General features: G+C 65.3%; 21 protein-coding genes and 2 tRNA genes. 13 read left to right on the forward strand and 10 right to left on the reverse strand.

Translation table 11 applies throughout. From position 1 onward, the window contains the following. Positions 1-36: 36 nt before the first annotated feature. Entirely contained in the window at positions 37-960 is a 924-nt protein-coding gene (gene yegS / locus RT551_RS13150) for a lipid kinase YegS (protein ID WP_313459388.1), read from the forward strand. A 12-nt stretch (positions 961-972) separates the two neighbouring features. Here the strand turns inward: yegS and RT551_RS13155 are convergent, their stop codons facing one another. The 3 genes from RT551_RS13155 to RT551_RS13165 all read right to left on the reverse strand — a co-directional run bounded on the left by RT551_RS13155 (position 973) and on the right by RT551_RS13165 (position 3,080). Beyond that, complete coding sequence (locus RT551_RS13155; protein WP_313459391.1) at positions 973-1,227, reverse strand: DUF333 domain-containing protein; 255 nt, start codon at positions 1,225-1,227, stop codon at positions 973-975. Between the two features lie 126 nt (positions 1,228-1,353). Next, positions 1,354-2,175, reverse strand: coding sequence for an ankyrin repeat domain-containing protein (locus tag RT551_RS13160; protein ID WP_313459393.1), 822 nt, complete (start codon positions 2,173-2,175; stop codon positions 1,354-1,356). 38 nt (positions 2,176-2,213) lie between these two features. After that, on the reverse strand, positions 2,214-3,080 hold the full coding sequence (locus RT551_RS13165; protein WP_313459395.1) for an ankyrin repeat domain-containing protein: 867 nt from the start codon (positions 3,078-3,080) through the stop codon (positions 2,214-2,216). Positions 3,081-3,676: 596 nt separating this feature from the next. Here RT551_RS13165 and RT551_RS13170 point away from each other — a divergent pair. The 6 genes from RT551_RS13170 to RT551_RS13195 all read left to right on the forward strand — a co-directional run bounded on the left by RT551_RS13170 (position 3,677) and on the right by RT551_RS13195 (position 10,559). After that, positions 3,677-5,593, forward strand: a complete 1,917-nt coding sequence (locus RT551_RS13170) for an XVIPCD domain-containing protein (protein WP_313459398.1) — start codon at positions 3,677-3,679, stop codon at positions 5,591-5,593. A 194-nt stretch (positions 5,594-5,787) separates the two neighbouring features. Continuing rightward, positions 5,788-7,263, forward strand: a complete 1,476-nt coding sequence (gene trpE, locus RT551_RS13175; protein WP_313459401.1) for an anthranilate synthase component I — start codon at positions 5,788-5,790, stop codon at positions 7,261-7,263. A gap of 58 nt (positions 7,264-7,321) precedes the next feature. Beyond that, entirely contained in the window at positions 7,322-7,900 is a 579-nt protein-coding gene (locus RT551_RS13180) for an aminodeoxychorismate/anthranilate synthase component II (protein WP_313459404.1), read from the forward strand. 32 nt (positions 7,901-7,932) lie between these two features. After that, entirely contained in the window at positions 7,933-8,970 is a 1,038-nt protein-coding gene (trpD, locus tag RT551_RS13185; protein ID WP_313459405.1) for an anthranilate phosphoribosyltransferase, read from the forward strand. An 81-nt stretch (positions 8,971-9,051) separates the two neighbouring features. Further along, complete coding sequence (gene trpC, locus RT551_RS13190; protein ID WP_311192855.1) at positions 9,052-9,846, forward strand: indole-3-glycerol phosphate synthase TrpC; 795 nt, start codon at positions 9,052-9,054, stop codon at positions 9,844-9,846. After that, positions 9,843-10,559, forward strand: coding sequence for a haloacid dehalogenase-like hydrolase (locus RT551_RS13195; protein WP_313459407.1), 717 nt, complete (start codon positions 9,843-9,845; stop codon positions 10,557-10,559). Before trpC ends, RT551_RS13195 begins: the two co-directional genes overlap by 4 nt. Before the next feature lie 100 nt (positions 10,560-10,659). Here RT551_RS13195 and RT551_RS13200 read toward each other — a convergent pair whose 3' ends face one another. Both RT551_RS13200 and crp read right to left on the reverse strand, forming a co-directional pair. Then, positions 10,660-11,421 carry a sulfite exporter TauE/SafE family protein gene (locus RT551_RS13200; RefSeq protein ID WP_313459410.1) on the reverse strand — a complete coding sequence of 254 codons (762 nt, stop codon included), beginning with the start codon at positions 11,419-11,421 and terminating at the stop codon, positions 10,660-10,662. An 81-nt stretch (positions 11,422-11,502) separates the two neighbouring features. Beyond that, a complete protein-coding gene (gene crp, locus RT551_RS13205) occupies positions 11,503-12,168 on the reverse strand; it encodes a cAMP-activated global transcriptional regulator CRP (RefSeq protein WP_125360303.1) in 666 nt (221 codons plus the stop codon). Between the two features lie 170 nt (positions 12,169-12,338). Between crp and speD the strand changes: the two genes are divergently transcribed. Continuing rightward, positions 12,339-13,133: an adenosylmethionine decarboxylase gene (gene speD / locus RT551_RS13210; protein ID WP_005411315.1), complete on the forward strand. Its 795-nt coding sequence runs from the start codon at positions 12,339-12,341 to the stop codon at positions 13,131-13,133. Positions 13,134-13,232: 99 nt separating this feature from the next. On the opposite strand, the gene coq7 is transcribed toward speD, so the two are convergent. After that, complete coding sequence (coq7, locus tag RT551_RS13215) at positions 13,233-13,877, reverse strand: 2-polyprenyl-3-methyl-6-methoxy-1,4-benzoquinone monooxygenase (protein WP_313459414.1); 645 nt, start codon at positions 13,875-13,877, stop codon at positions 13,233-13,235. A gap of 183 nt (positions 13,878-14,060) precedes the next feature. Here coq7 and rplM point away from each other — a divergent pair, with 183 nt between their 5' ends. Next, entirely contained in the window at positions 14,061-14,489 is a 429-nt protein-coding gene (rplM, locus tag RT551_RS13220) for a 50S ribosomal protein L13 (RefSeq protein WP_282295555.1), read from the forward strand. Between the two features lie 2 nt (positions 14,490-14,491). Next, positions 14,492-14,884 carry a 30S ribosomal protein S9 gene (gene rpsI, locus RT551_RS13225; RefSeq protein WP_125360306.1) on the forward strand — a complete coding sequence of 131 codons (393 nt, stop codon included), beginning with the start codon at positions 14,492-14,494 and terminating at the stop codon, positions 14,882-14,884. Positions 14,885-15,257: 373 nt separating this feature from the next. On the opposite strand, the gene RT551_RS13230 is transcribed toward rpsI, so the two are convergent. Continuing rightward, positions 15,258-15,332: transfer RNA gene (locus RT551_RS13230), tRNA-Gln, on the reverse strand. Between the two features lie 49 nt (positions 15,333-15,381). Next, positions 15,382-15,458: transfer RNA gene (locus tag RT551_RS13235), tRNA-Met, on the reverse strand. Positions 15,459-15,579: 121 nt separating this feature from the next. Between RT551_RS13235 and RT551_RS13240 the strand changes: the two genes are divergently transcribed. The 3 genes from RT551_RS13240 (at position 15,580) to bfr (ending at position 17,174) form a co-directional block, all read left to right on the forward strand. Then, the gene (locus RT551_RS13240; protein ID WP_311192850.1) at positions 15,580-16,218 is read left to right on the forward strand and encodes an RNA pyrophosphohydrolase; all 639 of its coding nucleotides are present in this window, start codon (positions 15,580-15,582) and stop codon (positions 16,216-16,218) included. Positions 16,219-16,316: 98 nt separating this feature from the next. Continuing rightward, a complete protein-coding gene (locus RT551_RS13245) occupies positions 16,317-16,526 on the forward strand; it encodes a bacterioferritin-associated ferredoxin (RefSeq protein ID WP_311192849.1) in 210 nt (69 codons plus the stop codon). A 177-nt stretch (positions 16,527-16,703) separates the two neighbouring features. Then, positions 16,704-17,174: a bacterioferritin gene (gene bfr, locus RT551_RS13250; protein ID WP_282297275.1), complete on the forward strand. Its 471-nt coding sequence runs from the start codon at positions 16,704-16,706 to the stop codon at positions 17,172-17,174. Position 17,175: 1 nt separating this feature from the next. On the opposite strand, the gene RT551_RS13255 is transcribed toward bfr, so the two are convergent. Then, positions 17,176-19,443 carry an ATP-binding protein gene (locus RT551_RS13255; RefSeq protein WP_313459422.1) on the reverse strand — a complete coding sequence of 756 codons (2,268 nt, stop codon included), beginning with the start codon at positions 19,441-19,443 and terminating at the stop codon, positions 17,176-17,178. An 80-nt stretch (positions 19,444-19,523) separates the two neighbouring features. Then, positions 19,524-21,293 carry an EAL domain-containing protein gene (locus tag RT551_RS13260; RefSeq protein ID WP_313459425.1) on the reverse strand — a complete coding sequence of 590 codons (1,770 nt, stop codon included), beginning with the start codon at positions 21,291-21,293 and terminating at the stop codon, positions 19,524-19,526. Positions 21,294-21,301: the final 8 nt, after the last annotated feature.

A 21,301-nucleotide genomic window follows, 5' to 3' on the forward strand; every position in this document is an offset into this window, starting at 1 on the left:
TGCTAGCCTGCGCGTCCCCACTGATGGAAATGCTGCATGAGCCGTGCCCGCTGGCGTCTGATCCTGAACGGAAAATCCACCGGCAACCAGGATGTGCGCGAGGCCGTGCACATTCTGCGCGAGCGTGGCATTGCACTGGACGTACGTGTCACCTGGGAAGGAGGCGACGCCGATCGCTACGTGGCCGAGGCCATCGAGCATGGCGTGGACACCATCATTGCCGCCGGCGGTGACGGCACCCTGAGCGAGGTCGCAGAAACCCTGGCCCACCGTGACGAGCTCGCCGATGCGCTGCCCTCGCTGGGCCTGCTGCCGCTGGGCACCGCCAATGACTTCGCCACCGCCGCCGGCATTCCGGACGAACCGCTGGCCGCGCTGAGCCTGATCGAGCAACAGTCTCCGCGCCCGGTCGACCTGCTGCGCATCGACGCCGACGGCAAGCCGTGGTGGTGCGCCAACGTCGCCAGCGGCGGTTTCGGTACCGAGGTCACGGTGGAGACCGATGAAGGGCTGAAGAAGGTGCTGGGTGGGCTGGCATACCTGGTCACCGGCATCTCGCGGCTGGGCAAGATCGAGCCGATCCAGGCCCGCGTGCGCGCCGAAGGCTTCCACTGGCAGGGCGGTTTCATCGCACTGGGCATCGGCAACGGCCGCCAGGCCGGCGGCGGCCAGGTGCTGTGCCCGGAGGCGGTGATCAACGACGGCCTGCTCGACCTGACCATCATTCCCGAGCTCAGCGGTGAGGTCATGTCCACCTTCGCGGCGCTGGTGAAGGGCGGCAAGCGCGGTGCACTGGAGCAGGTCGCCGAGCGCACCCGCGCGCAATGGGTGGAGATCGACGCCGATCAGCCGATGACGCTGAATCTGGATGGCGAGCCGGTCAAAGCGCGCCACTTCCGCACCGACTGCGTGCCCAGCCGCGTGCGCATGCACCTGCCGCATGACAGCGAGCTGGTGTAACCGGATACGGCATCACCGCGCCTGATGATCCCGCCGGTACAACGCCCATTCCTCGATCCTGGTTCCATCTGGCAGATGGCAGAACCCGGTCTGCGCACCCGCGCTGTCGGTCTCGATCACACTCTTGCCACCACGCTCGACGCAGTACACCGACGCTGGATTGGCCATGCCAACAGCAGGGTCGGCAGCGTCCGGCTTTGCCGCGGACCCGCACCCGGCGAGCATCATCCCCGCACCCACCACAGCCGCATTCATCACCTTACGCATTACAGCCTCCCGTTGCGCGGACTCGCCCGCCCTCTTTCATGACGCCGGCATCTGCCCACCCGCGTGCACAACATCTGCACCGGCCGTGCTGCTTCCCGTAGAGCCGGGCTTGCCCGGCTGCTTCACTCAAAGCAGCGGTATCTCTTCTTCTTTGTATGGAAATCCGAACGCCTTGCGCTTGTCCCGGATGCCGTCGGGCATGGCAGGGCGCGGAATGTTGCGCGCAATCAGACATTCCTGACACTTCTTCTGCCAGGGGATCAGGTCCGGCGTGGTGATGCCCCAATAGATGTCTTCCGCAATGTGCATCCTGCCAGGCTTTCCAATTGACGACTTCATCATCACCGTAGGGTCCGCTCCGTGCTCCAAGAGCCAGTACGCATGCTCGAATCCCCCGCGCGTGGTGTACCAGCCCAGCACAGTGTCTGCTGAACCACGATTGGACTCGTTCACTTCTGCGCCGTTCTCTACGAGGAGCTTCACGTTCTCCCACTGATTTCCGCTGATGAATGCTTGGTAAAGAAGTGTTTCGTTATTGACGTTCCTGATATTCGGATCGCCACCGTGCTTCAAGAGAAGGGCAAGATAGCGAGGGTCGTCCATCATCGCCGCGAATACCATGGCGTTGTTGAAGTGGATCATTTCGCCGTTCATGTGTTTCGACTCGCGCGCATTGGGATCTGCGCCAGCCTCAAGCAGCGCATCCAGTCCTTCTAGATTGCGGGCGCGGAGTGGCCAGGCGACGACGGGAATGCCATCGCGGCTTGCAAAGGTTGTGTCGGGATTCACCCCGTCTTCTTTGACGAGTCGCGTGATGGTGTCGGAATCGCCATTTTCGGAGGCAATGGCCAACTGCAGGGCTTTCCCCTCGAAGTAGCCATCTGCGCCGAGAGTGGACACTGGGGTGCAGGATGTGAGTGGCAGGAGTGCGAGGACGCCTACTGCCATAAGTGCCGCTCCGACACCCTGTAGAGTGCAGGTCGCCCTCACAGAAGGGGAATTTCCTTCTCGTCCGTTGGATACCCGAAAGCAGCCCTTTTTTTCAGAATGTTGCCCGGCATTGGCGGGCGCGGGATGTTGCGCTCGATGAGCCATTGCTGACACTTCCTCTGCCAAGGCAAGAGATCGGGCGTTGTGATCTCCCAGTAAATATCCTCAACCATCAATTGGCGGGCCGATTGGCCACTTCCCGGCAGCGGAGCGAGTTCAAGTGTTGGGTCGGCACCATGCTCAAGCAGCCAGTATGCGGAATCGAATCCTCCTCGTGATGTGTAGGAGCTGAGGATGGTGTCGTCAGAAGCGCGGTTGGGTGCATTGATGTTTGCCCCATTCTCTATGAGCAGCTTTACGTTCTCCCACTGGTTTCCACTGATGAATGCTTGGAAAAGTAGTGTTTCGTTATTGACGTTCCTGATGTTTGGATCGCCACCGTGCTTGAGGAGAAGGGCAAGATAGCGAGGGTCGTCCATCATCGCCGCGAAGACCATGGCGTTGTTGAAGTGGATCAACTCGCCATTCATGTGTTTTGACTCGCGCGCATTCGGATCTGCGCCAGCCTCGAGCAACGCATTCAACCCGTCGAGGCTTCGGGCGCGGAGTGGCCAAGCTATGAGGGGAATGCCATCGCGGCTTGCAAAAGTTGTGTCGGGATTCACCCCCTCTTCTTTAATGAGGCGTGCGATGGTGTCGGAATCGCCACTTTCGGTGGCAATCGCCAACTGCAGGGCTTTTCCCTGGAAGTAGTCGCCTGCGCCGTGCGCGGAGGACGCGGCACAGCCGCTTGCAAGGAAAAGTGTGATCCATGCCGCACTTAGGAGCGCTTTTGCTATGAAATTGTGAACAGTGGAGCGCATGGTCGTCCTGATGTGAGACCCCTGATGGGGTGACATTAGCAAACTGTTCTGTTATTCGATAAGCATCGCGGACCCGGGGCCGCGTCCTTCACAGAGCAAAGGAGTTTGCCATGAGCGGTCCGGATATCGAGGCGCGTGCGCGTGCTGTCCAAGCGCAGAACGAACTTGTGCAGCAGCTGCGCGAGAGCGGCAATGACCGAGAAGCTGATCGACTCCAGGAGACGTATCACGCTCGCGAAATGTCGGGTCTGGCTGCGGACGTTTACAAATCCGCAAACCATGAAGGGGCACCACCTGCAGGGTGGACGCGCGCGAGTTCCGATCCCGCAGCTCTTCGTGCGGCAGGGATCAATCTCTCAGACCAGGAGATTCGTGAAGCGCTCCAGCCGCGATATTCAGGGTTTCGCGCGGAGATATATCTGCCCGACAAGGCGGTATTCGGAGAGAACGCCAAGCCCGTCGTCGTATACAAGGGGTCCACTGGGCCGATCTTCGACCCCTCTGCTCCAAGCGGCCGCCGGGAGTCCGGGGCAGAAGACTTCCTGAACAACGGGCAGCAAGGTATCGGGATGCGTAGTGATTACTACGATCGCGCCATGGGGCTTGCAGCACGGTTGGACAGAGTCACTGCCGGCAACTTCGAAATCGCCGGCCACTCCCTGGGTGGCGGCATGGCCTCCGCCGCCTCCGCTGTCACCGGTGCCCGCGCCACCACCTTCAACGCCGCTGGCCTGCATCCGGATACCCCGGCGCGCTTCGCCAAAGAAAACGGCCTGCCTACCTTCAATCCGCAGCAGACCGTGCACACCTACCAGACGGCCGGTGAGGTGTTGAATGACGTGCAGAACGGCATGCAGAAGCTCAACGACGAGCAGCGTCGGGGCTATGGCGTGCTCGCCAATGAAATGGGCATGCTGCTGAAAGAGCCGGCCATGCAGAAGCTGGTCGGCGACAAGCTGCGCGACATGATGCCCGCGGGCGCGCAGACCTCGGCCGCGCAGTTCGTCGAACAGCTGGCAACCAAGCCCGGGCAGGAGGCGCTGCGCAACATCCCGGTGGCGGCAGGCAAGCTTGAGCTTCTGCTCGACTCCAAGATGGTCGACAAAAATGACAGAATCGTCGACCGCCCGAATGTGGCGGCACCCAGCCAGGTGGCCGAGCTGGCCGGTCCCCTGTCGCATGCACTGCATGCCACCGGGTACGGCATGCGTGGTGGCCGCATCATCGGTGAACAGGTCGAGCGGGTAGGCGCAGCCGGTGCGCACGTGCTGGACAAGGTCGGCGATGGTGCCGAGACCGTGCTCAAGACGCAGGGAATGGCGATCGGGCAAGTGGTCAACTTCGGCTCGGCCACCATGCAGGTCAGTACCAAAGCATCTGCCACAGTGATTGCCTCCGGGCGCGAGCTCACCGGCAGCATCGAGGCCACCGCGCACCGCGTCCAATCGCGGTTGCATTCGGGAAGTGCTTCGGCCCTGTCATGGATCACCGACAAGGTTGGCCTGGACAGCTTCTCCGATCGCTTGGCGAAGGAAGCGGAGCACGCCCGCAGCGACGGCGAGCAGCGGGCACAGAATGCCACCCGCCACGCGCAGTCCGATGCAGAGGGGATCCGCGCGGTGGGTGATCGTAGCGCCGCCGCCATCGGCCACAGCGGGCAATGGGTGGCCGGTAAGCTGCAGAACGGGTTTGCTACCGCCGGGGCTTACGTGGACAGCGGCTACGATCTGGCCGCATCTCATGTGAAGGGCATCACCTCGCATGCTCCTGCCGTATTCGCCACAACGGGTGGCGTCGCCGCCGGCCTGACCACGGCGGCTGCGACCCACGTGCCTGCGGGGCCGCCGCCGTTGGCGATCACCAACCTCTCCAACCTTGCGCAGTCGGCGCGACTGATTGGCGACCTCAGCCCCTCGTTCGGCGAATCGGCGGCCCGCCACGGCATGGGCGATACCGTCATCCCGAGTCTGGACTTCGAACTGATCAAACAGGAAGCCGCCGCCCGCCAGATGGTCGAGCAACACCAGCGCATCCAGCATCCCAACGACGGCCGTCAGGCCAGCCTGAACGCCGAGCCGGCGTCACTGGTGGTGGGCATCAACGACCCCCGCAACGCCGATTACAAGCTGTTCAAAGGCGCGCAGACCGGTGTGCACGCGCTGGACGTGGCCCACAACCTCAGCCCGGACCTGCACAGCGACCAGTTGGCCGGGGCGCTGGCCAGCAAGGCCAAGCAGGGCGGGCTGGAGTCCATCGAACACGTGGTGCTCAGCACCGACCGCACCCGCGTGTTCGCGGTCGACACCCAGGACACCACCTCGGTGCACCGCAAATTGGCTCAGGTGGATATTGCCGAGGGCCGTCAGCAGCCGCTCAGCGTCAGTACCGAGCAGGTCGCCGAGGTCAACCGGCAGCAGATCGCCCAGGCCACTCCCGACAAGCAGCAGGCCCAGGACCTCGATGCCGGCCAGCGCGACCAGGAGCAGCAGCCCGCCGCCCGCCGCATGGGCTGAGGCCCGGCCGGGCCCGCCTCCCGCCTGGGCCACCGTGCCCGGGCGGGTTCCCCTGGCCCCGGCCTTGGGGTACAGTCCCCGGGTGTCCATTCTGACGACCCCGCATACCCTTTCTTCCGCTCGCCGTGGTTGGCGATGGTGGCCTGTTGCCGTCGTCCGTCCCGCCACCACCGTTTCCCGGAAGGAAAGTCGTCTTGATCACGCTCGAGCAGTTCCAGCAGCAGGCCGCTGAAGGCCACACCCGCATCCCCGTCGTCCGTGAAGTGCTGTCCGACCTGGACACGCCGCTTTCGGTGTACCTGAAGCTCGCTGACGGCCCGCATACCTACCTGTTTGAATCCGTCGAAGGCGGCGAGCGCTTTGGGCGCTACTCCATCATCGGCCTGCCGGCGCGCCGGGTGTATGCCTTCCACGGCCATACCCTGACCGTGCGCGAGGCGGGGCAGGTGGTGGAAACCCGTGACGTGGCCGACCCCTTCGCCGAAGTGGAGGCACTGCGTAGCGCCCATTCGGTGCCCAAGCTGGCCGGTCTGCCGGGCTTCACCGGCGGGCTGGTGGGCTGGTTCGGCTTTGAATGCATCGGCTACATCGAACCGCGCCTGGCCCCGCCGCGTGGCCGCGATGAGCTGGGCACGCCGGACATCCTGCTGCTGCATTCGGAAGACCTTGCGGTCTTTGACAACCTCAAGGGCCGTCTGTACCTGATCGTGCACGCCGACCCGCGCCAGCCCGGTGCCTTCGACGAGGCGCAGGGCCGCCTGGATGCCCTGGTGACCAAGCTGCGCGCCCCGGGCGCAGGCTATCCGGCCCCAATCACCCGCGATGTACTGGATGAGAACGACTTCGTGTCCGGCTTCACCCGCGACGGCTTCATTGCCGCGGTGGACAAGTCCAAGGAATACATCCGTGCCGGCGACATCTTCCAGGTGGTGCTCAGCCAGCGCCTGAGCGTGCCGTTCAAGGCGCGCCCCGTGGACGTGTACCGCGCGCTGCGCGCGCTGAATCCGTCGCCGTACATGTATTTCCTCGACACCGGCGACGTGCAGGTGGTGGGCTCCTCACCGGAAATCCTGGTGCGCCTGCAGGACGGCGAAGTCACCGTGCGTCCCATCGCCGGCACCCGCCCGCGCGGGGCCACGGTGGAAGAAGACAACGCACTGGAAGCCGAGCTGCTGGCCGACCCCAAGGAACGTGCCGAGCACCTGATGCTGATCGACCTCGGCCGCAACGACGCCGGCCGCGTCTCGCAGGCCGGCACGGTGGAAGTGGGTGAGCAGTTCGTGATCGAACGCTACAGCCACGTCATGCACATCGTCAGCGAAGTCACTGGCCGGCTGCAGCCGGGCCTGAGCTACGCCGACGTGCTGCGCGCGACGTTCCCGGCCGGCACGGTCAGCGGTGCGCCGAAGATCCGCGCGCTGGAAGTGATCCGCGAGCTGGAGCCGATCAAGCGCAACGTGTACGCCGGCAGCATCGGCTACATCGGCTGGCACGGCGACGCGGATACCGCCATTGCGATCCGCACGGCGGTGATCAAGGACGGCCGCCTGCACGTGCAGGCCGGTGCCGGCATCGTCTATGACTCGGACCCGGGCAAGGAATGGGACGAGACCATGAACAAGGGCCGTGCGCTGTTCCGCGCCGTTGCGCAGGCCGCCAAGGGCCTTTGAGGTTTTTTTGTTGCCGGCCAGCGGCCGGCACTACCCACAGAATTCCAGGGATTTTTCCATGTTGTGGATGATCGACAACTACGACAGCTTCACCTACAACCTTGTGCAGTACCTGCAGACGCTGGGTGCCGAGGTCAAGGTGGTGCGCAATGACGCGATGAGCGTGGACGAGATTGCCGCGCAGCGGCCCGAGCGCATCGTGATCTCGCCCGGTCCGTGCACGCCCAATGAAGCGGGCGTGTCGCTGGAGCTGATCCAGCGGCTGGGGCCGACCACGCCGATCCTCGGCGTGTGCCTGGGCCACCAGAGCATTGGCCAGGTGTATGGCGGCGACGTGATCCGTGCCGGCAACATCATGCACGGCAAGACCTCACCCATCCGGCATGAAGGTAAGGGTGTGTTCGCCGGCCTGCCGGACCGCTACCAGGCCACCCGCTACCACTCGCTGGTGGTCGACAAGGCCACGCTGCCGTCGTGCCTGGAAGTCACCGCCTGGACCGAGAACGACGACGGTTCCATCGAGGAAATCATGGGCCTGCGTCACCGCGAGCATCCGGTCGAGGGCGTGCAGTTTCACCCCGAATCGATCCTCACCGAGCACGGCCACGCCCTGCTGAAAAACTTCCTGCAGCGCTGAGCCGCGCTGCCCGCATCACAAAGGACACCCGCATGACCTTCTCCCCCCAGGAAGCCCTGCAGCGCACGATCGAGCATCGCGAGATCTTCTTTGACGAGATGATCGACCTGATGCGTCAGGTGATGCGCGGTGAAGTGTCACCGGTGATGACCGCCGCCATCCTCACTGGATTGCGGGTGAAAAAGGAAACGGTCGGCGAAATCGCGGGCGCGGCCACGGTAATGCGCGAACTGGCACTGGCGGTGCCGGTGCAGGACAAGACCCACCTGGTGGACATTGTCGGCACCGGTGGTGACGGCTCGCACACCTTCAACATCTCCACCTGCGCGATGTTCGTGGTCGCCGCGGCCGGAGCCAAGGTCGCCAAGCACGGCAACCGCAGCGTGTCGTCGAAGTCCGGCAGCGCCGACGCGGTGGAAGCGCTGGGCGCGGTGATCGAGCTGCGCCCGGAGCAGGTCGCACGCGCGATTGAAGAGACCGGCATCGGCTTCATGTTCGCGCCGATGCATCACCCGGCGATGAAGGTGGTGGCACCGGTGCGCCGCGAAATGGGCGTGCGCACCATCTTCAACATCCTTGGCCCGCTGACCAATCCGGTCGGGGCCACCAATGTGCTGATGGGCGTGTTCCATCCGGATCTGGTGGGCATCCAGGCGCGCGTGCTGCGCGAGCTGGGGGCCGAGCGCGCGCTGGTGGTGTGGGGGCGCGACAACATGGATGAGATTTCGCTGGGCGCGGGCACCCTGGTGGGCGAACTGCGCGACGGCAAGGTGCGCGAGTACGAGATCCACCCGGAAGACTTCGGCATCGCCATGTCCGCCAGCCGCAACCTGAAGGTGAGCGGGCCGGAAGAGTCCATCGCCATGCTGCGCGGCGTGCTCGACAACGAACCCGGCCCGGCGCTGGACATCGTGGCGCTGAATGCCGGTGCCGCGTTGTACGTGGCCGGCGTGGCCGACAGCATCGCCGACGGGCTGGCACGCGCACGCGCGGCCATTGCCGACGGCAGCGCCCGCCAGCGCATGCAGGACTACGTCGCCGCCACCCGCCGCCTGAACGACGCGGGCTGAGCCCGCCTTCACGCCCCACCCGCTGCTGGCCGATAATCGCCTGCTTGAATGCATGGCTGGCCTGAAGGACCCGAATTCCCCATGAGCGACATCCTCGACACCATCCTGGCCCGCAAGGTCGAAGAAGTGGCCGCGCGCCGTGCGCAGGTGCCGCTGGAGACCCTCCAGGCCCAGGTGGCCAGCGCACCGCCCGTGCGCGGCTTTGCCCGCGCGCTGCAGGCGGCCATCGCCAACGGCGACCCGGCGGTGATTGCCGAGGTGAAGAAGGCCAGCCCGTCCAAGGGGGTGATCCGCCCGGACTTCCATCCGGCCGACATTGCGGTCAGCTACGAGTTCGGCGGGGCCAGCTGCCTGTCGGTGCTGACCGACGTGGACTTCTTCCAGGGTGCTGACGCCTACCTGCAGCAGGCGCGCGACGCCTGCACGCTGCCGGTGCTGCGCAAGGACTTCGTGATCGACCCGTATCAGGTGTACGAGGCGCGCGTGCTGGGCGCGGACTGCATCCTGCTGATCGTGGCCGCGCTGGATGATCGCCAGCTGGCCGAACTGTCCGACCTGGCCATGCAACTGGGCATGGACGTGCTGGTGGAAGTACACGACATCGACGAGCTGGAGCGTGCCCTGCAGGTGCCGGTGCCGCTGGTGGGCATCAACAACCGTAATCTGCGCACGTTTGAAGTCTCGCTGCAGACCACGCTGGAGATGCGCCAGGCGGTGCCGCGCGACCGTCTGCTGGTGACCGAAAGCGGCATTCTGGGGCCCGATGATGTCGCCCTGATGCGCAATGCCGGCGTGCATGCGTTCCTGGTCGGCGAGGCCTTCATGCGGGTGGAAGAGCCCGGCGAGGGGCTGCGTCAGCTATTCTTCAACGCATGACTGCGACCTATCCGACTCCGCGTGACGACGCCCCGCTGGTTGTTTTCGACTTCGATCACACCCTGTACGACGGCGATTCCGGCAGCCACCTGTTTGCTTCGCTGATCAAGCGCAATCCGCTGCGGCTGCTGGCCGCGCTGCTGGTCACCCCCATTGCGGGGCCGTTGGTGGCGATGCTGCCGACGCGGCGTACCGGCATCTCGGTCTATGTATGGATTGCCACCTTCGGGCTGCACCGCGCGCGCGAGTTCAACCGGGTCATCGACGCCTACGTGATCAAGCACGAGGCGCAGCTGCGCGCCAAGCTGCTGCCGCAGGCGCTGGCCGTGTTCGCCGAGCACCGGGCCAAGGGTGACCGCGTGGTCGTGGCCACCGGTGCGCCGCCGGAGCTGGCCCGTGCCATCCTCGCCTTCGTTGCCCACCAGGGCGTGCCGGTGATCGGCAGCGAAGTGGGGCCGCGCCTGGGCGCGGTCGGGGCAACCCGGCACTGCCACAACGAAGAGAAGATGCGCATGCTGCGTGAGCGCGGCTATGGCGATATCGACGTGGCCTACTCGGACAGCACCGCTGACCTGCCGCTGCTGCTGGCGGCGAAGGATCCGGTGGTGGTGAATCCGAAGCATTCGAAGGTCGACTACTTCCGTCAGGTGTTGAAGCCGGGTACGCGCATCCTCAATTGGGGCTGTGTGGATCGCGGCGGTGACGTTGCCTGATCGCAGGCATCGCGGGGGCCGGCCAACGGCCGGCGCTACCGGTGATGTCGGATCAGATGGCAGGTAGCGCCGGCCGTTGGCCGGCCCTCGCGATGCCGGATTACCCCGCCAACCATCCCTTCACCGCGCTGCCCACCTGGAACAGGCTGATCCCCAGCACCAGCACGCCTACCGCGACCAGCACCCAGCGCTCCTTCACGCGCTTGACCAGAATGGCCGCCAACGGCGCGGCCATCATGCCGCCGATCAGCAGGCCGGCGACGATGTTCAGGTACTGCAGTCCCATCGACAGCAGGAAGGTCACCGACACCGCCACGGTCACGACGAACTCGGCCGCATTGACGGTACCGATGGTGGTCCGGGCCTGGCCGCCGCGCGCCAGCAGGGTTGAGGTGGCCACCGGCCCCCAGCCGCCGCCGCCGCTGGCGTCGAGCATGCCGGCCACGAAGCCCAGCAACGGCACGCGCTTGACCTCCTGACGCGGGACCAGCCGCCCCGCTGCGCGCAGCAGGATGAACACCGCCAGCACCAGCAGATAGGCGTAGATGAAGGGACGGATCGCGTCGCCGGGGAGCTGGGTCAGCACGTAAGCCCCGAGAACGCCGCCCACCGCACCCGGCAGGGCCAGGCGCAGGAACAGTCGTTTATCAACGTTGCCGGCTACCAGGTGGGACACCCCGGACGCCCCGGTGGTGAACACTTCAGCCGTATGCACGCTGGCGCTGACTGCCGCGGGTGGGATGCCCATGCTCAGCATCACTGACGAGGAAACCAGCCCGAACGCCATGCCCAGCGCGCCGTCCACCAGCTGCGCGCCAAGGCCGATCAGGATGAACCAATAGAATTCGCTGCCTAGTTCCATGCCTTCAGCCTATCGGGTCCAGGTGAAGGCCGCGGTACGGCGTGACGACCAACGGTCGTCACCCACCGGGGGAATCGGGCGTCAACGGGTGCCGTACAGAACAACGGTCTTGCCACGCGCGTGCAGCAGCCCGTCGCTCTGCAGCTTCTTCAGCACGCGGCCGGCCATTTCACGCGAGCAACCGACCAGGCGGGCCAGCTCCTGGCGCGACACGCGCAGCTGGGTGCCCTGCGGGTGGCTCATGGCCTCCGGCTCCTTGGACAGGTCGTGCAGGGTGCGCACGATGCGGTCGGTCACATCCAGGAACGCCAGCCGGCTGGCCTTGCGGCTGGTGTCGAGCAGGCGCTTGGAGACCTGCTGGCCCAGGGCATACAGCAGGCGGGGGGCATCGGAGGAGAGCGGCCCCAGGAACAGCTGGTGCAGGCGCTCGTAGCTGATCTCGGCCAGCTCGCAGGGAGTGCGGGTACGCAGCACGACTTCACGGCGGTCGGATTCGACGAACAGGCCCATTTCGCCGACGAACTCGCCTGCGCCGAAGTAGCCCAGCACCAGTTCGCGGTCGTCTTCTTCCTCGGCCATTATCGAAACCGAGCCGCTGATCACGTAGTAGAGGGTTCCGGCGGGGTCCCCGGGCCGGAACACGTCGGTCCGGGCGGGGTAGCGCCGGCGGTGGCTGTGGGCCAGAAACCGGTCAATGGTGGCGATGTCCAGGGCCAATGGACTTGTAGCAAGGCGCACAGTTGACACGGTAAGGCGCTCCCTCTGCTCATGAAGAATTCACGGCTGTATCCCGCGAGCTTAACGATCAGCATTGTGAAGGGCAAACCCAGCACACGAACTTGCCTCGATGCAAGTTTCGCCCCCGGCCCGTTTGCCCCATAATTCCCCCTTTCCCACCACACACAGGATCGACCGCCGTGGTCAAGCCGTTGCCTCGCCTGAGGTTGCAGGGTTTCAACAACCTCACCAAGGCGCTGAGCTTCAACATCTATGACGTGTGTTACGCCCGCACCGAAGAGGAGCGCCAGCGTTACATTGAATACATCGATGAAGAGTACAACGCCGATAGGCTGACTCAAATCTTGACCGATGTCGCTGAGATCATCGGCGCCAACATCCTCAACGTCGCGCGCCAGGATTACGATCCGCAGGGTGCGTCGGTGACCATCCTGATCTCCGAAGAACCGGTGATCGACAAGAAGCTGGCCGGCAAGGAGCTGATCTCCGACGCCGTGGTCGCGCACATGGACAAGAGCCACATCACTGTCCACACCTACCCGGAAACCCATCCGCAGGAAGGTATTGCGACGTTCCGTGCCGACATCGACGTGGCCACCTGTGGCGTGATCTCGCCGCTGAAGGCGCTGAACTACCTGATCGAGAGTCTGGAATCGGACATCGTGATCATGGACTACCGCGTGCGTGGCTTCACCCGTGACGTGAAGGGCAAGAAGCACTTCATCGACCACAAGATCAACTCGATCCAGAACTTCCTGGCCAAGAACATCAAGTCGCGTTACGAGATGTTCGACGTCAACGTCTACCAGGAAAACATCTTCCACACGAAGATGCACCTGAAGGACTTCGACCTGGACCAGTACCTGTTCGAAGAGAAGGCCAAGAACCTGTCCTTCAAGGAACGCATGAAGATCGAAGCGCTGCTCAAGCGCGAGATCGAAGAGCTGTTCCACGGACGCAATCTGTCCGAGTAATCGGTTGCGTGGAACGTCGGGTCGCGCAGATCCGACGTTTCACGGTCTTCTGACGAGACGGCCCGGTGTGAAGACACTGGGCCGTTTTGCTTTCATTCATCACAACCGGTAGGCCACGCCCTTCATCACCTTCGACGCCAGCGCCATCACGGTCGGGATCGGTGGCGGCAGGCGGCGCGCGCCGGCATGCTCGGCGTGGTCGGCGTGGCGGGCCTCATCGATCTTCATCACCTTGAGGATCTCGCGGCTGCGCAGATCGGCCGGGGGCAGGGTGTCCAGGTGCTCGTCCAGGTGGGCTTCGACCTGGCGCTCGGTTTCGACCACGAAGCCCAGGTTCCAGCCGTCGCCGCGCAGGCCGGCCAGGGTGCCGATGGTGTAGCTGCCGGCATACCACAGCGGATTGAACAGGCTGGGGCGACTGTCCAGTTCGCGCAGGCGCTGGGCGCACCAGGCCAGGTGGTCGGTCTCTTCCTGGGCGGCTTCCAGCAGATGGGCGCGGGTTTCCGGCTCGCGGGCCACGGCGGCCTGGCCGAAATACAGACCCTGGGCACAAACCTCGCCGACGTGGTTGATGCGCATCAGACCGGCGGCGTGGCGGCGCTCATCTGCGTCCAGCTCCACGTCCGGCGTGGCTTCGGCGGGGTAGGGGCGGTGCGCCGGCGGGTTGCCGAACACCGTGTCCAAGGCCCGTTGGGCTTCGGTCAGCAGGTGGTCCAGCGGGGTGATCTGGCGGAGCGAGGTCATGCGCAGGCACGGCAGCAGCGGGGGTGGTCCGATTTTCGCCCGGGCGGCGGCCCGGTGCCAACCACAGCCCCGGCTGACTTGCATGCCGGGCAGGGGGCCGGTACAATCCCGCCTCTTCACAACGCGTGGCAGAGTTCCGGTGGTTCCATCGCCGCAATGAGCCCGACCTACTTGAGTTCTTTCATGAGCACTTTCACTGCAAAGTCCGAGACCGTCCAGCGCGACTGGTATCTCGTTGACGCCTCCGGCAAGACGCTGGGTCGTCTGTCCTCCGAGCTGGCCCGCCGTCTGCGCGGCAAGCACAAGCCGGTTTACACCCCGCACGTCGACACCGGTGACTACCTGGTTGTCATCAATGCAGAAAAGATTGCCGTCACCGGCAACAAGCTGCAGGACAAGCTGTACCACCGCTTCACTGGCTACATCGGCAACCTGAAGACCGAAACCCTGGCCCAGGCGCTGGAGCGCCACCCGGAACGCGTCATCGAAATCGCCGTCAAGGGCATGCTGCCGAAGGGCCCGCTGGGCCGCGCCATGTACCGTAAGCTCAAGGTGTACTCGGGCTCCGAGCACCCGCACGCCGCTCAGCAGCCCCAGGTTCTGGATATCTAATCATGGCTATCACTCAAAACTACGGCACCGGCCGCCGCAAGTCCTCCACTGCCCGCGTTTTCCTGCGCAAGGGCGCTGGCAACATCACCGTCAACGGCCGTCCGCTGGACGAGTTCTTTGGTCGTGAAACCGCTCGCATGATCGTGCGTCAGCCGCTGGAGCTGACCAAGAACACCGAGAGCTTCGACATCACCGTGACCGCCGCTGGCGGTGGCACCACCGGCCAGGCCGGTGCGATCCGCCTGGGCATCGCCCGCGCGCTGGTCGAGTACGACGAAACCCTGAAGTCCGAGCTGCGCAAGGCTGGCTTCATGACCCGTGACGCCCGTGAAGTCGAGCGTAAGAAGGTCGGTCTGCACAAGGCCCGTCGCGCCACCCAGTTCTCCAAGCGTTAATCGCGCCTGGGTTGGGCTCCTCGGAGTCCAACTGGGAAAAGCAAAAGCCCGGCTCCGGCCGGGCTTTTGTCGTTTCTGGGGTACTCGACTTCTGTGGTGAAGAGCCTTCGTTTGCAGATGTATCGGCCTGGGTCCGTAATGCATGATCCAAAAGATGCTTCCGCCACCGAAAGGCGAGCGAAGCGAAGCCGCCTCTCTGGAGGAGAGCCCCCTTCTTGTTGAAGGGGGCGCACCGAAGGTGCGGGGTTAAGGTGGTACGCGCTGGCGCCGAAACCTTGCAAGGCAAGGTTTCGGGCTTGGGCGCTTTGCGCCCAAGCTAGCGCCCACACAAAAGCAAAAAGCCTGATCAAAGATCAGGCTTTTTGCTTTTGTGTGGCTGCCCCGGATGGATTCGAACCACCGAATGCCTGAGTCAGAGTCAGGTGCCTTACCGCTTGGCGACGGGGCAAAATGTGCGTGCAATTATTGCACTTTTCCCAAGTTAAACCAAGCGGACTTGGTGGCTATGGGTGGACTCGAACCACCGACCCCAGCATTATGAGTGCTGTGCTCTAACCGGCTGAGCTACATAGCCTTGGGAGCCGGTAATTCTGGGGTGCAAGATGGGATCTGTCAACACTTTTCCATCACGCTTGTGAGTGGGGTGCCGGCATGGCACAGTCCCAACCAGTAGATTTTATTCAGGAGTCCGCATCGTGATCGATCCGGACGGCTATCGACCGAACGTCGGCATTGTGCTGATGCGGCAGGACGGGCAGGTGTTCTGGGCACGACGTGTGCGCCGGGATGGCTGGCAGTTCCCGCAAGGCGGCATGAACACCGATGAGACCCCGGTCGAGGCCATGTATCGCGAGTTGCAGGAAGAAACCGGTCTGTTGCCCGAGCACGTGGAAGTGCTGGGTGCGACACCGGGCTGGCTGCGCTATCGCCTGCCGGCGCGGGCTGTGCGGCGCAATGAGCGTCAGGTCTGCATCGGCCAGAAGCAGGTGTGGTTCCTGCTGCGCCTGGCGGGCGACGAGTCGCATGTGAAGCTGGACCATACCGACAGCCCCGAGTTCGATCAGTGGCGCTGGGTGGACTTCTGGTACCCGGTGGAGCACGTGGTGATGTTCAAGCGCGGGGTCTATGCCCGCGCGCTGCGCCACCTGGCTCCGCTGGCGCGCGGGGTCGCCGGAGCGGGGGTGCAGAACATGCCCAAGTCGGCCCAGGAGGCCTGGATGCCCGGCAATGCGGCCGGGCACGACCGCCCGCGCAAGCGCGCGCCGGCCCCCAAGCGGGGCGGGGGCTACTGGCCGAGGAAGAAGACCGAGCCGGGTGGTGGGCAGGCTGGCTGAATCCTATCGAGAATGATTCAGTTTCGAAATTGACAACCATTCTCGTTTCGATTCAAATGCGCACAGGCCGATTCCGGCCTGTCAGCCGAGTCCGCCACGTGTACGTCTGCATCTGCAATGGGGTTACCGACCACCAGATCCGCGAAGCCGCCCAGAGCGGTGTTGCGAACGTGGCCGAACTGACCATGCGGACCGGCTGCGGTGCGACCTGCGGCTCCTGCCTGGACATGGCCGCCGACCTGCTGGCCAAGGCCCGCAACACCCACGACCTGCCGCTTCCGGTTCTGGGTTTGGCCCAGGTTGCCTGACGGCAACCCGCGCCAATCCCGCTAAAGTCATCCGGCCAGGGGCCGGCTGCTACCGGATCATTTCCGCGCCTTGAGCGGCACCCCGCCGAAAAGCGCTACCGATCATGATTCGCGTTTAATCATCCCCCTGCCCAACGCGCTACAGTGCCGGCGTTTTCACGCTGCAGGAGCACGGTCATGAAGGGCGACGCCAAGGTCATCGAATTCCTCAACAAGGTCCTCTACAACGAGCTGACCGCCATCAACCAGTACTTCCTGCACGCCAAGATGCTGAAGAACTGGGGGCTGAAGGAACTCTCCGAACACGAGTACAAGGAATCGATCGAAGAAATGAAGCACGCCGACGTGCTGTCCGATCGCATCCTGTTCCTGGAAGGCCTGCCCAACTTCCAGGCGCTGGGCAAGCTGCGCATTGGCGAAAACCCGACCGAGATCCTGCAGTGCGACCTGGCGCTGGAGCGGGAAGGCGCGGTCACCCTGCGTGAGGCGGTGGCCTACGCCGACTCCGTGGGCGACTACGTCAGCCGCCAGCTGTTCGTGAAGATCCTCGACAACGAGGAAGAGCACATCGACTGGCTGGAGACCCAGCTCGACCTGATCGAACGCATCGGTGAGCCGCAGTACCTGCTGACCAAGCTGGAAGAGTGAGTTACGGCGCGGCCGGATTGCGCAGGGCGGACTGATAGCCGGCCAGCGCGATCCGGGCCCGTGCGAACTCTGCCACCAGCAGCGCCACGGCCACGGCCGGGCGCTCCAGCGAACCGGCGCGTGCATCCTGCTCGATGCGCAGGGCCGCCATCGACAACGCCATCGCGCCCACGTTCGCGCTCGCCGACTTCAGGCTGTGCGCCAGGTTGCGCAGTTGTTCCAGGTCACCGGCCACCGACGCGTCCTGCAGCTGGCGGATCAACGGTGGGGTGTCGTCCAGGAACACGCCGATGATGTGCGCGGTTTCCGGCCCGATCACCTCCTGCAGTTCGTCCAGCACCGCCGGGTCCAGCACGACTTGGGCCGGTTCCTCGCTGCGCGTTTCCGGCTCCAGCCCGCGCAGCAGCGGTGCGTCGTTGAGCGGCGGCAGGGGTGGGGGCGTGGGTGCCGGCAGCGGCTCGGCCTGCACCGCCAGGGCAACCGCATTGTTCTCGGCATTCTGCTGCCAGCGCAGCAGGCAGGCCTGCAGCGACTCGCGGTTGACCGGCTTGGACAGATAGTCGTCCATGCCGGCCTGCAGGCAGCGTTCGCGGTCGCCCGCCATCGCGTTGGCGGTCATCGCCACGATCGGCAGCCGGCCGACCCGGCTTTCGGCTTCCAGTGCCCGCCAGCGGCGAGTGGCGGTGTAGCCGTCCATCACCGGCATCTGGCAGTCCATCAATACCAGGTCGAACGACTGGGTCTGCAGGGCCTGCAGGGCCTGCTCGCCATCGGTGGCGGTAGTGACGGTGCAGCCCAGCACCTGCAGCAGGCGCTGGGCCACCAGCAGGTTGACGCTGTTGTCTTCCACCAGCAGCAGGTTCAAACCCAGCTGCTGCGCGTCCACCGGCTCGGCGTAATCCTCCACATTGACCAGCAGCGGGGCCGGGCGCGCACTGGGCTGCGGCGGACGCAGCAGCGCATGCAGTTCGATGTCACCCACGTCGCGCGACACCGCCAAGGCGTCCTCATGCAGCAGCGCGGCCAGCGACTCGGTACCCTCCAGCCACAGCAGGTGCGGGCGCGGCTCGCGCGGTTCGCGCAGCACGGCGCGGTGCAGCGCGGTGGCTCCGTGGCGCAGCGCATCGGCGTCGGCGATCACCCAGGTCAGGTCCGGCTCGATCCCACGCCGCGACGGGGCGCGCAGGATATCCAGGGCAGCTGAAGCGCTTTCCACGGTGTGCAGGCGGATGTCGTGGTGCAGGGTCACCCGCTGCAGGCGCTGGATCAGCAGCGGGTCCTGGCTGACCAGCAGGGCGCGGGTGGTAGCGCTGGGCGGCGGCAGGTCGCCGGCCACTTTCAGCAAGGGAATCTCGAACCAGAAGTTGGCACCATGCCCCGGCGTCGAGCTGACCCCGATGCGCCCATGCATCAGGTCGATGATGCGCTTGCAGATGGCCAGGCCAAGCCCGGTGCCGCCATAGATGCGGGTGGTGGAGGCATCAGCCTGGCTGAAGGACTGGAACAGACGCGACTGCATTGCCGGCTCGATGCCGATCCCGCTGTCGATCACTTCGAAACGCAGCAGATGCTGGTTGCCGCTCTCGCCCTGGCGGCTCGCCCGCAGGCGGATGCCACCACGCTCAGTGAACTTGATCGCGTTCACCAGCAGGTTGCCCAGCACCTGGCGCAGCCGCACCGGGTCGCCGCGCACTGCCAGCCGCACCGACGGATCCAGTTCCAGCGTCAGGGCCAGGCGCTTGGCCTCGGCGGTGCGCCGCATCAGCTGCACCAGGCCTTCCAGTAACTCGCGCAGGTTGAAGGTGGTGGTCTCCAGGTCCAGGCCCTTGGCCTCCAGCCGGGAGTAATCCAGGATGTCGTCAACGATGCGCAGCAGCTGCTGGGAGCTGACCGTGGCGGTCTGCAGCATCTGCCGTTGGTCGCTGGCCAGTTGCCCACGCGCGATCAGGTCGAGCATCGGCAGGATGCCGTTGAGCGGCGTGCGGATCTCGTGGCTCATCGTGGCCAGGAACTCGCCCTTGGCCAGCGCGGCGGTTTCTGCCGCCTGTTTGGCCTGCAGCAGCTCCTGTTCCAGCGCGTCCTGCTGCTGCAGCGTGCGCAGCAGCTGGTCGCGCTCCCCGGCCAGGGCGGCGTGGCGGCGTTGCTGCTGGGCGAGGGTGCCCTCCAGTTCGTGCCAGCGGCGCATCGCCATCAGGGCGGCCACCAGGGCCACACCGGCAGCACCGGCCGCGATCCACATCCACGGCGCGCGCAGCGTCACCACCGCCATCACACTGGCCGTCGCCGCCAACGCCGCGGTGATGGCGGCCAGCCAGAACGCGAATGGAACCCGTCCCTGGGCCGCCACGGTTACAGCACCGCGTTATGGAAGTCGAAGTTCAGTTCGCTGCCGGCCGACTGCACCATGTTGCCCTGGATGAAGTCGACGCCGCCCATCCACATCGCTGCGGCGGCCTGCGGATCTTCGATCTGCTGGCCGATGATCAGCGCGCCGGCGCGGTGCGCCGCATCGATGGCACCGCGCAGTTCGTCGCGGGTTTTCTGGTTGGCATGCGTGCTGGAGAAGCGCGCGGCCATGCGCACGTAAGACAGCGGCAACTGGGTCAGCAACGCGTTGGCCTCGGTGCCCGGCTCGAACTGGCTCAGGCAGAAGCGCACGCCGGCCGCGCTCATGCGGTTGCAGAACTGCTGCAGGGTGACCGTATGGATCAGCGCATCCGGCAGGCGTACGTCGATGACGACCGCGCTGCCGGCGATCTGGCGTCGCTCCAGCGACTCCAGCAGCCAGTCGGCAAAGGCGTCGCGGGCCAGCGTGCGCAGCGACTGCGAGACGAACAGATGCAGTGGCTGGGTGGCATGGCGGTACAGGTCCAGCAGCCCCAGCGCGTGGTCGAGTACCTGCTGGTCCAGGTCGGCGATGCGCCCGGCCGCTTCTGCCGCCGGAATCACCTGGCCGGCCGACAGCAGGGTGCCGTCGGCCTGGCGCAGGCGCAGCAGCACCTGGTACTGCGCGGTGTTGCCGCCGGCCACCGCCACGATCGGCTGGTAGGCCAGTTCCAGCTGTCCTTCCAGCAGGGCCAGGTGTTCCTGCGCAGCCACGTCCTCGCGGCGCACGTAGGCGGCCACGCCCGAGGACAGCAGGCGCGCCTGCAGGGTGGTGCGTTCGACTGCTTCCAGCGCGGTGCCGGCGTCGCTGAAACCGCCGGACAGTTGGGCATGGCCGACCACACCACGCAGGTGCACCGATTCTTCGTCGCGGATCACGAAGGCGCGTTCGGACAACTGCGTGCGCAGGTTCTGCGCGATGGTGTCCAGACTGTCCTCGTCGATCCCGCGGGCCAGCACCAGGAAGCTGTTGTCGTTCAACCGCGCCAGCAGGTGTGGGTGCGCGCTGTCAGCCAGGCGCTGTGCGGCCTGCACCATCAGGCGTTCGAATGCTGCGTAGCCGTAGCGTTCGCGCAGCCCCAGCGCGCTGGCTACTTCAATGAAAAACAGGCCGCCGTGATCGCCATGCGCCAGCGCCGCAGACAATTGCTGCAGCACATGGTGGCGGGTCGGCAACCCGGTCTCCGGGTTGTTCATCACCGGGCCGCCGCCAGCACCGCTCTGGGTCGCAGCCTGCGCGCGGGCGCGGCGGATGCGGTTGGACACGGCCGCAATCAGGTGGCGGGGTCGGATCGGCTTGCTCAGGAAGTCATCGGCACCACTGTCGAGCACTTCGAACTGGCGCTCCGGGTCGGGGTCGCCGCTGAGGAACACGATCGGCAGCAGTTGCTGGCCGGGCTGCTGGCGGATCAGCGCGGTCAGGCGCATGCCGTCCAGGCCCGGCAGATGCAGATCCATCAGGATCAGGTCGGGGCGGTGCTCGGCAATGGCCTGCTGCGCGCCTTCGGCGTCGCTGATCACGATCGCCTCCATCCCAGCCCCGTGCAGCACGCTCTGCGCGAACAGGGCCTGCGAACGGTCGTCCTCCACGATCAGCACCCGGTACGGCGCTTCGGAGCCGAGTGGCGGGGCAGTGTCGGCCGGCAGGCTCGGTGCGGGAGCCACCGTCAGCGGCGGGGGCGTGGCTACGGCCGCGCTGGCGGCGGTGGCCAGCGGCACCACGTTGCTGGGCAACGGGGCCG

It is taken from the genome of Stenotrophomonas sp., from assembly GCF_032103445.1.
In the GTDB taxonomy this organism is placed as follows: Bacteria; Pseudomonadota; Gammaproteobacteria; order Xanthomonadales; family Xanthomonadaceae; genus Stenotrophomonas.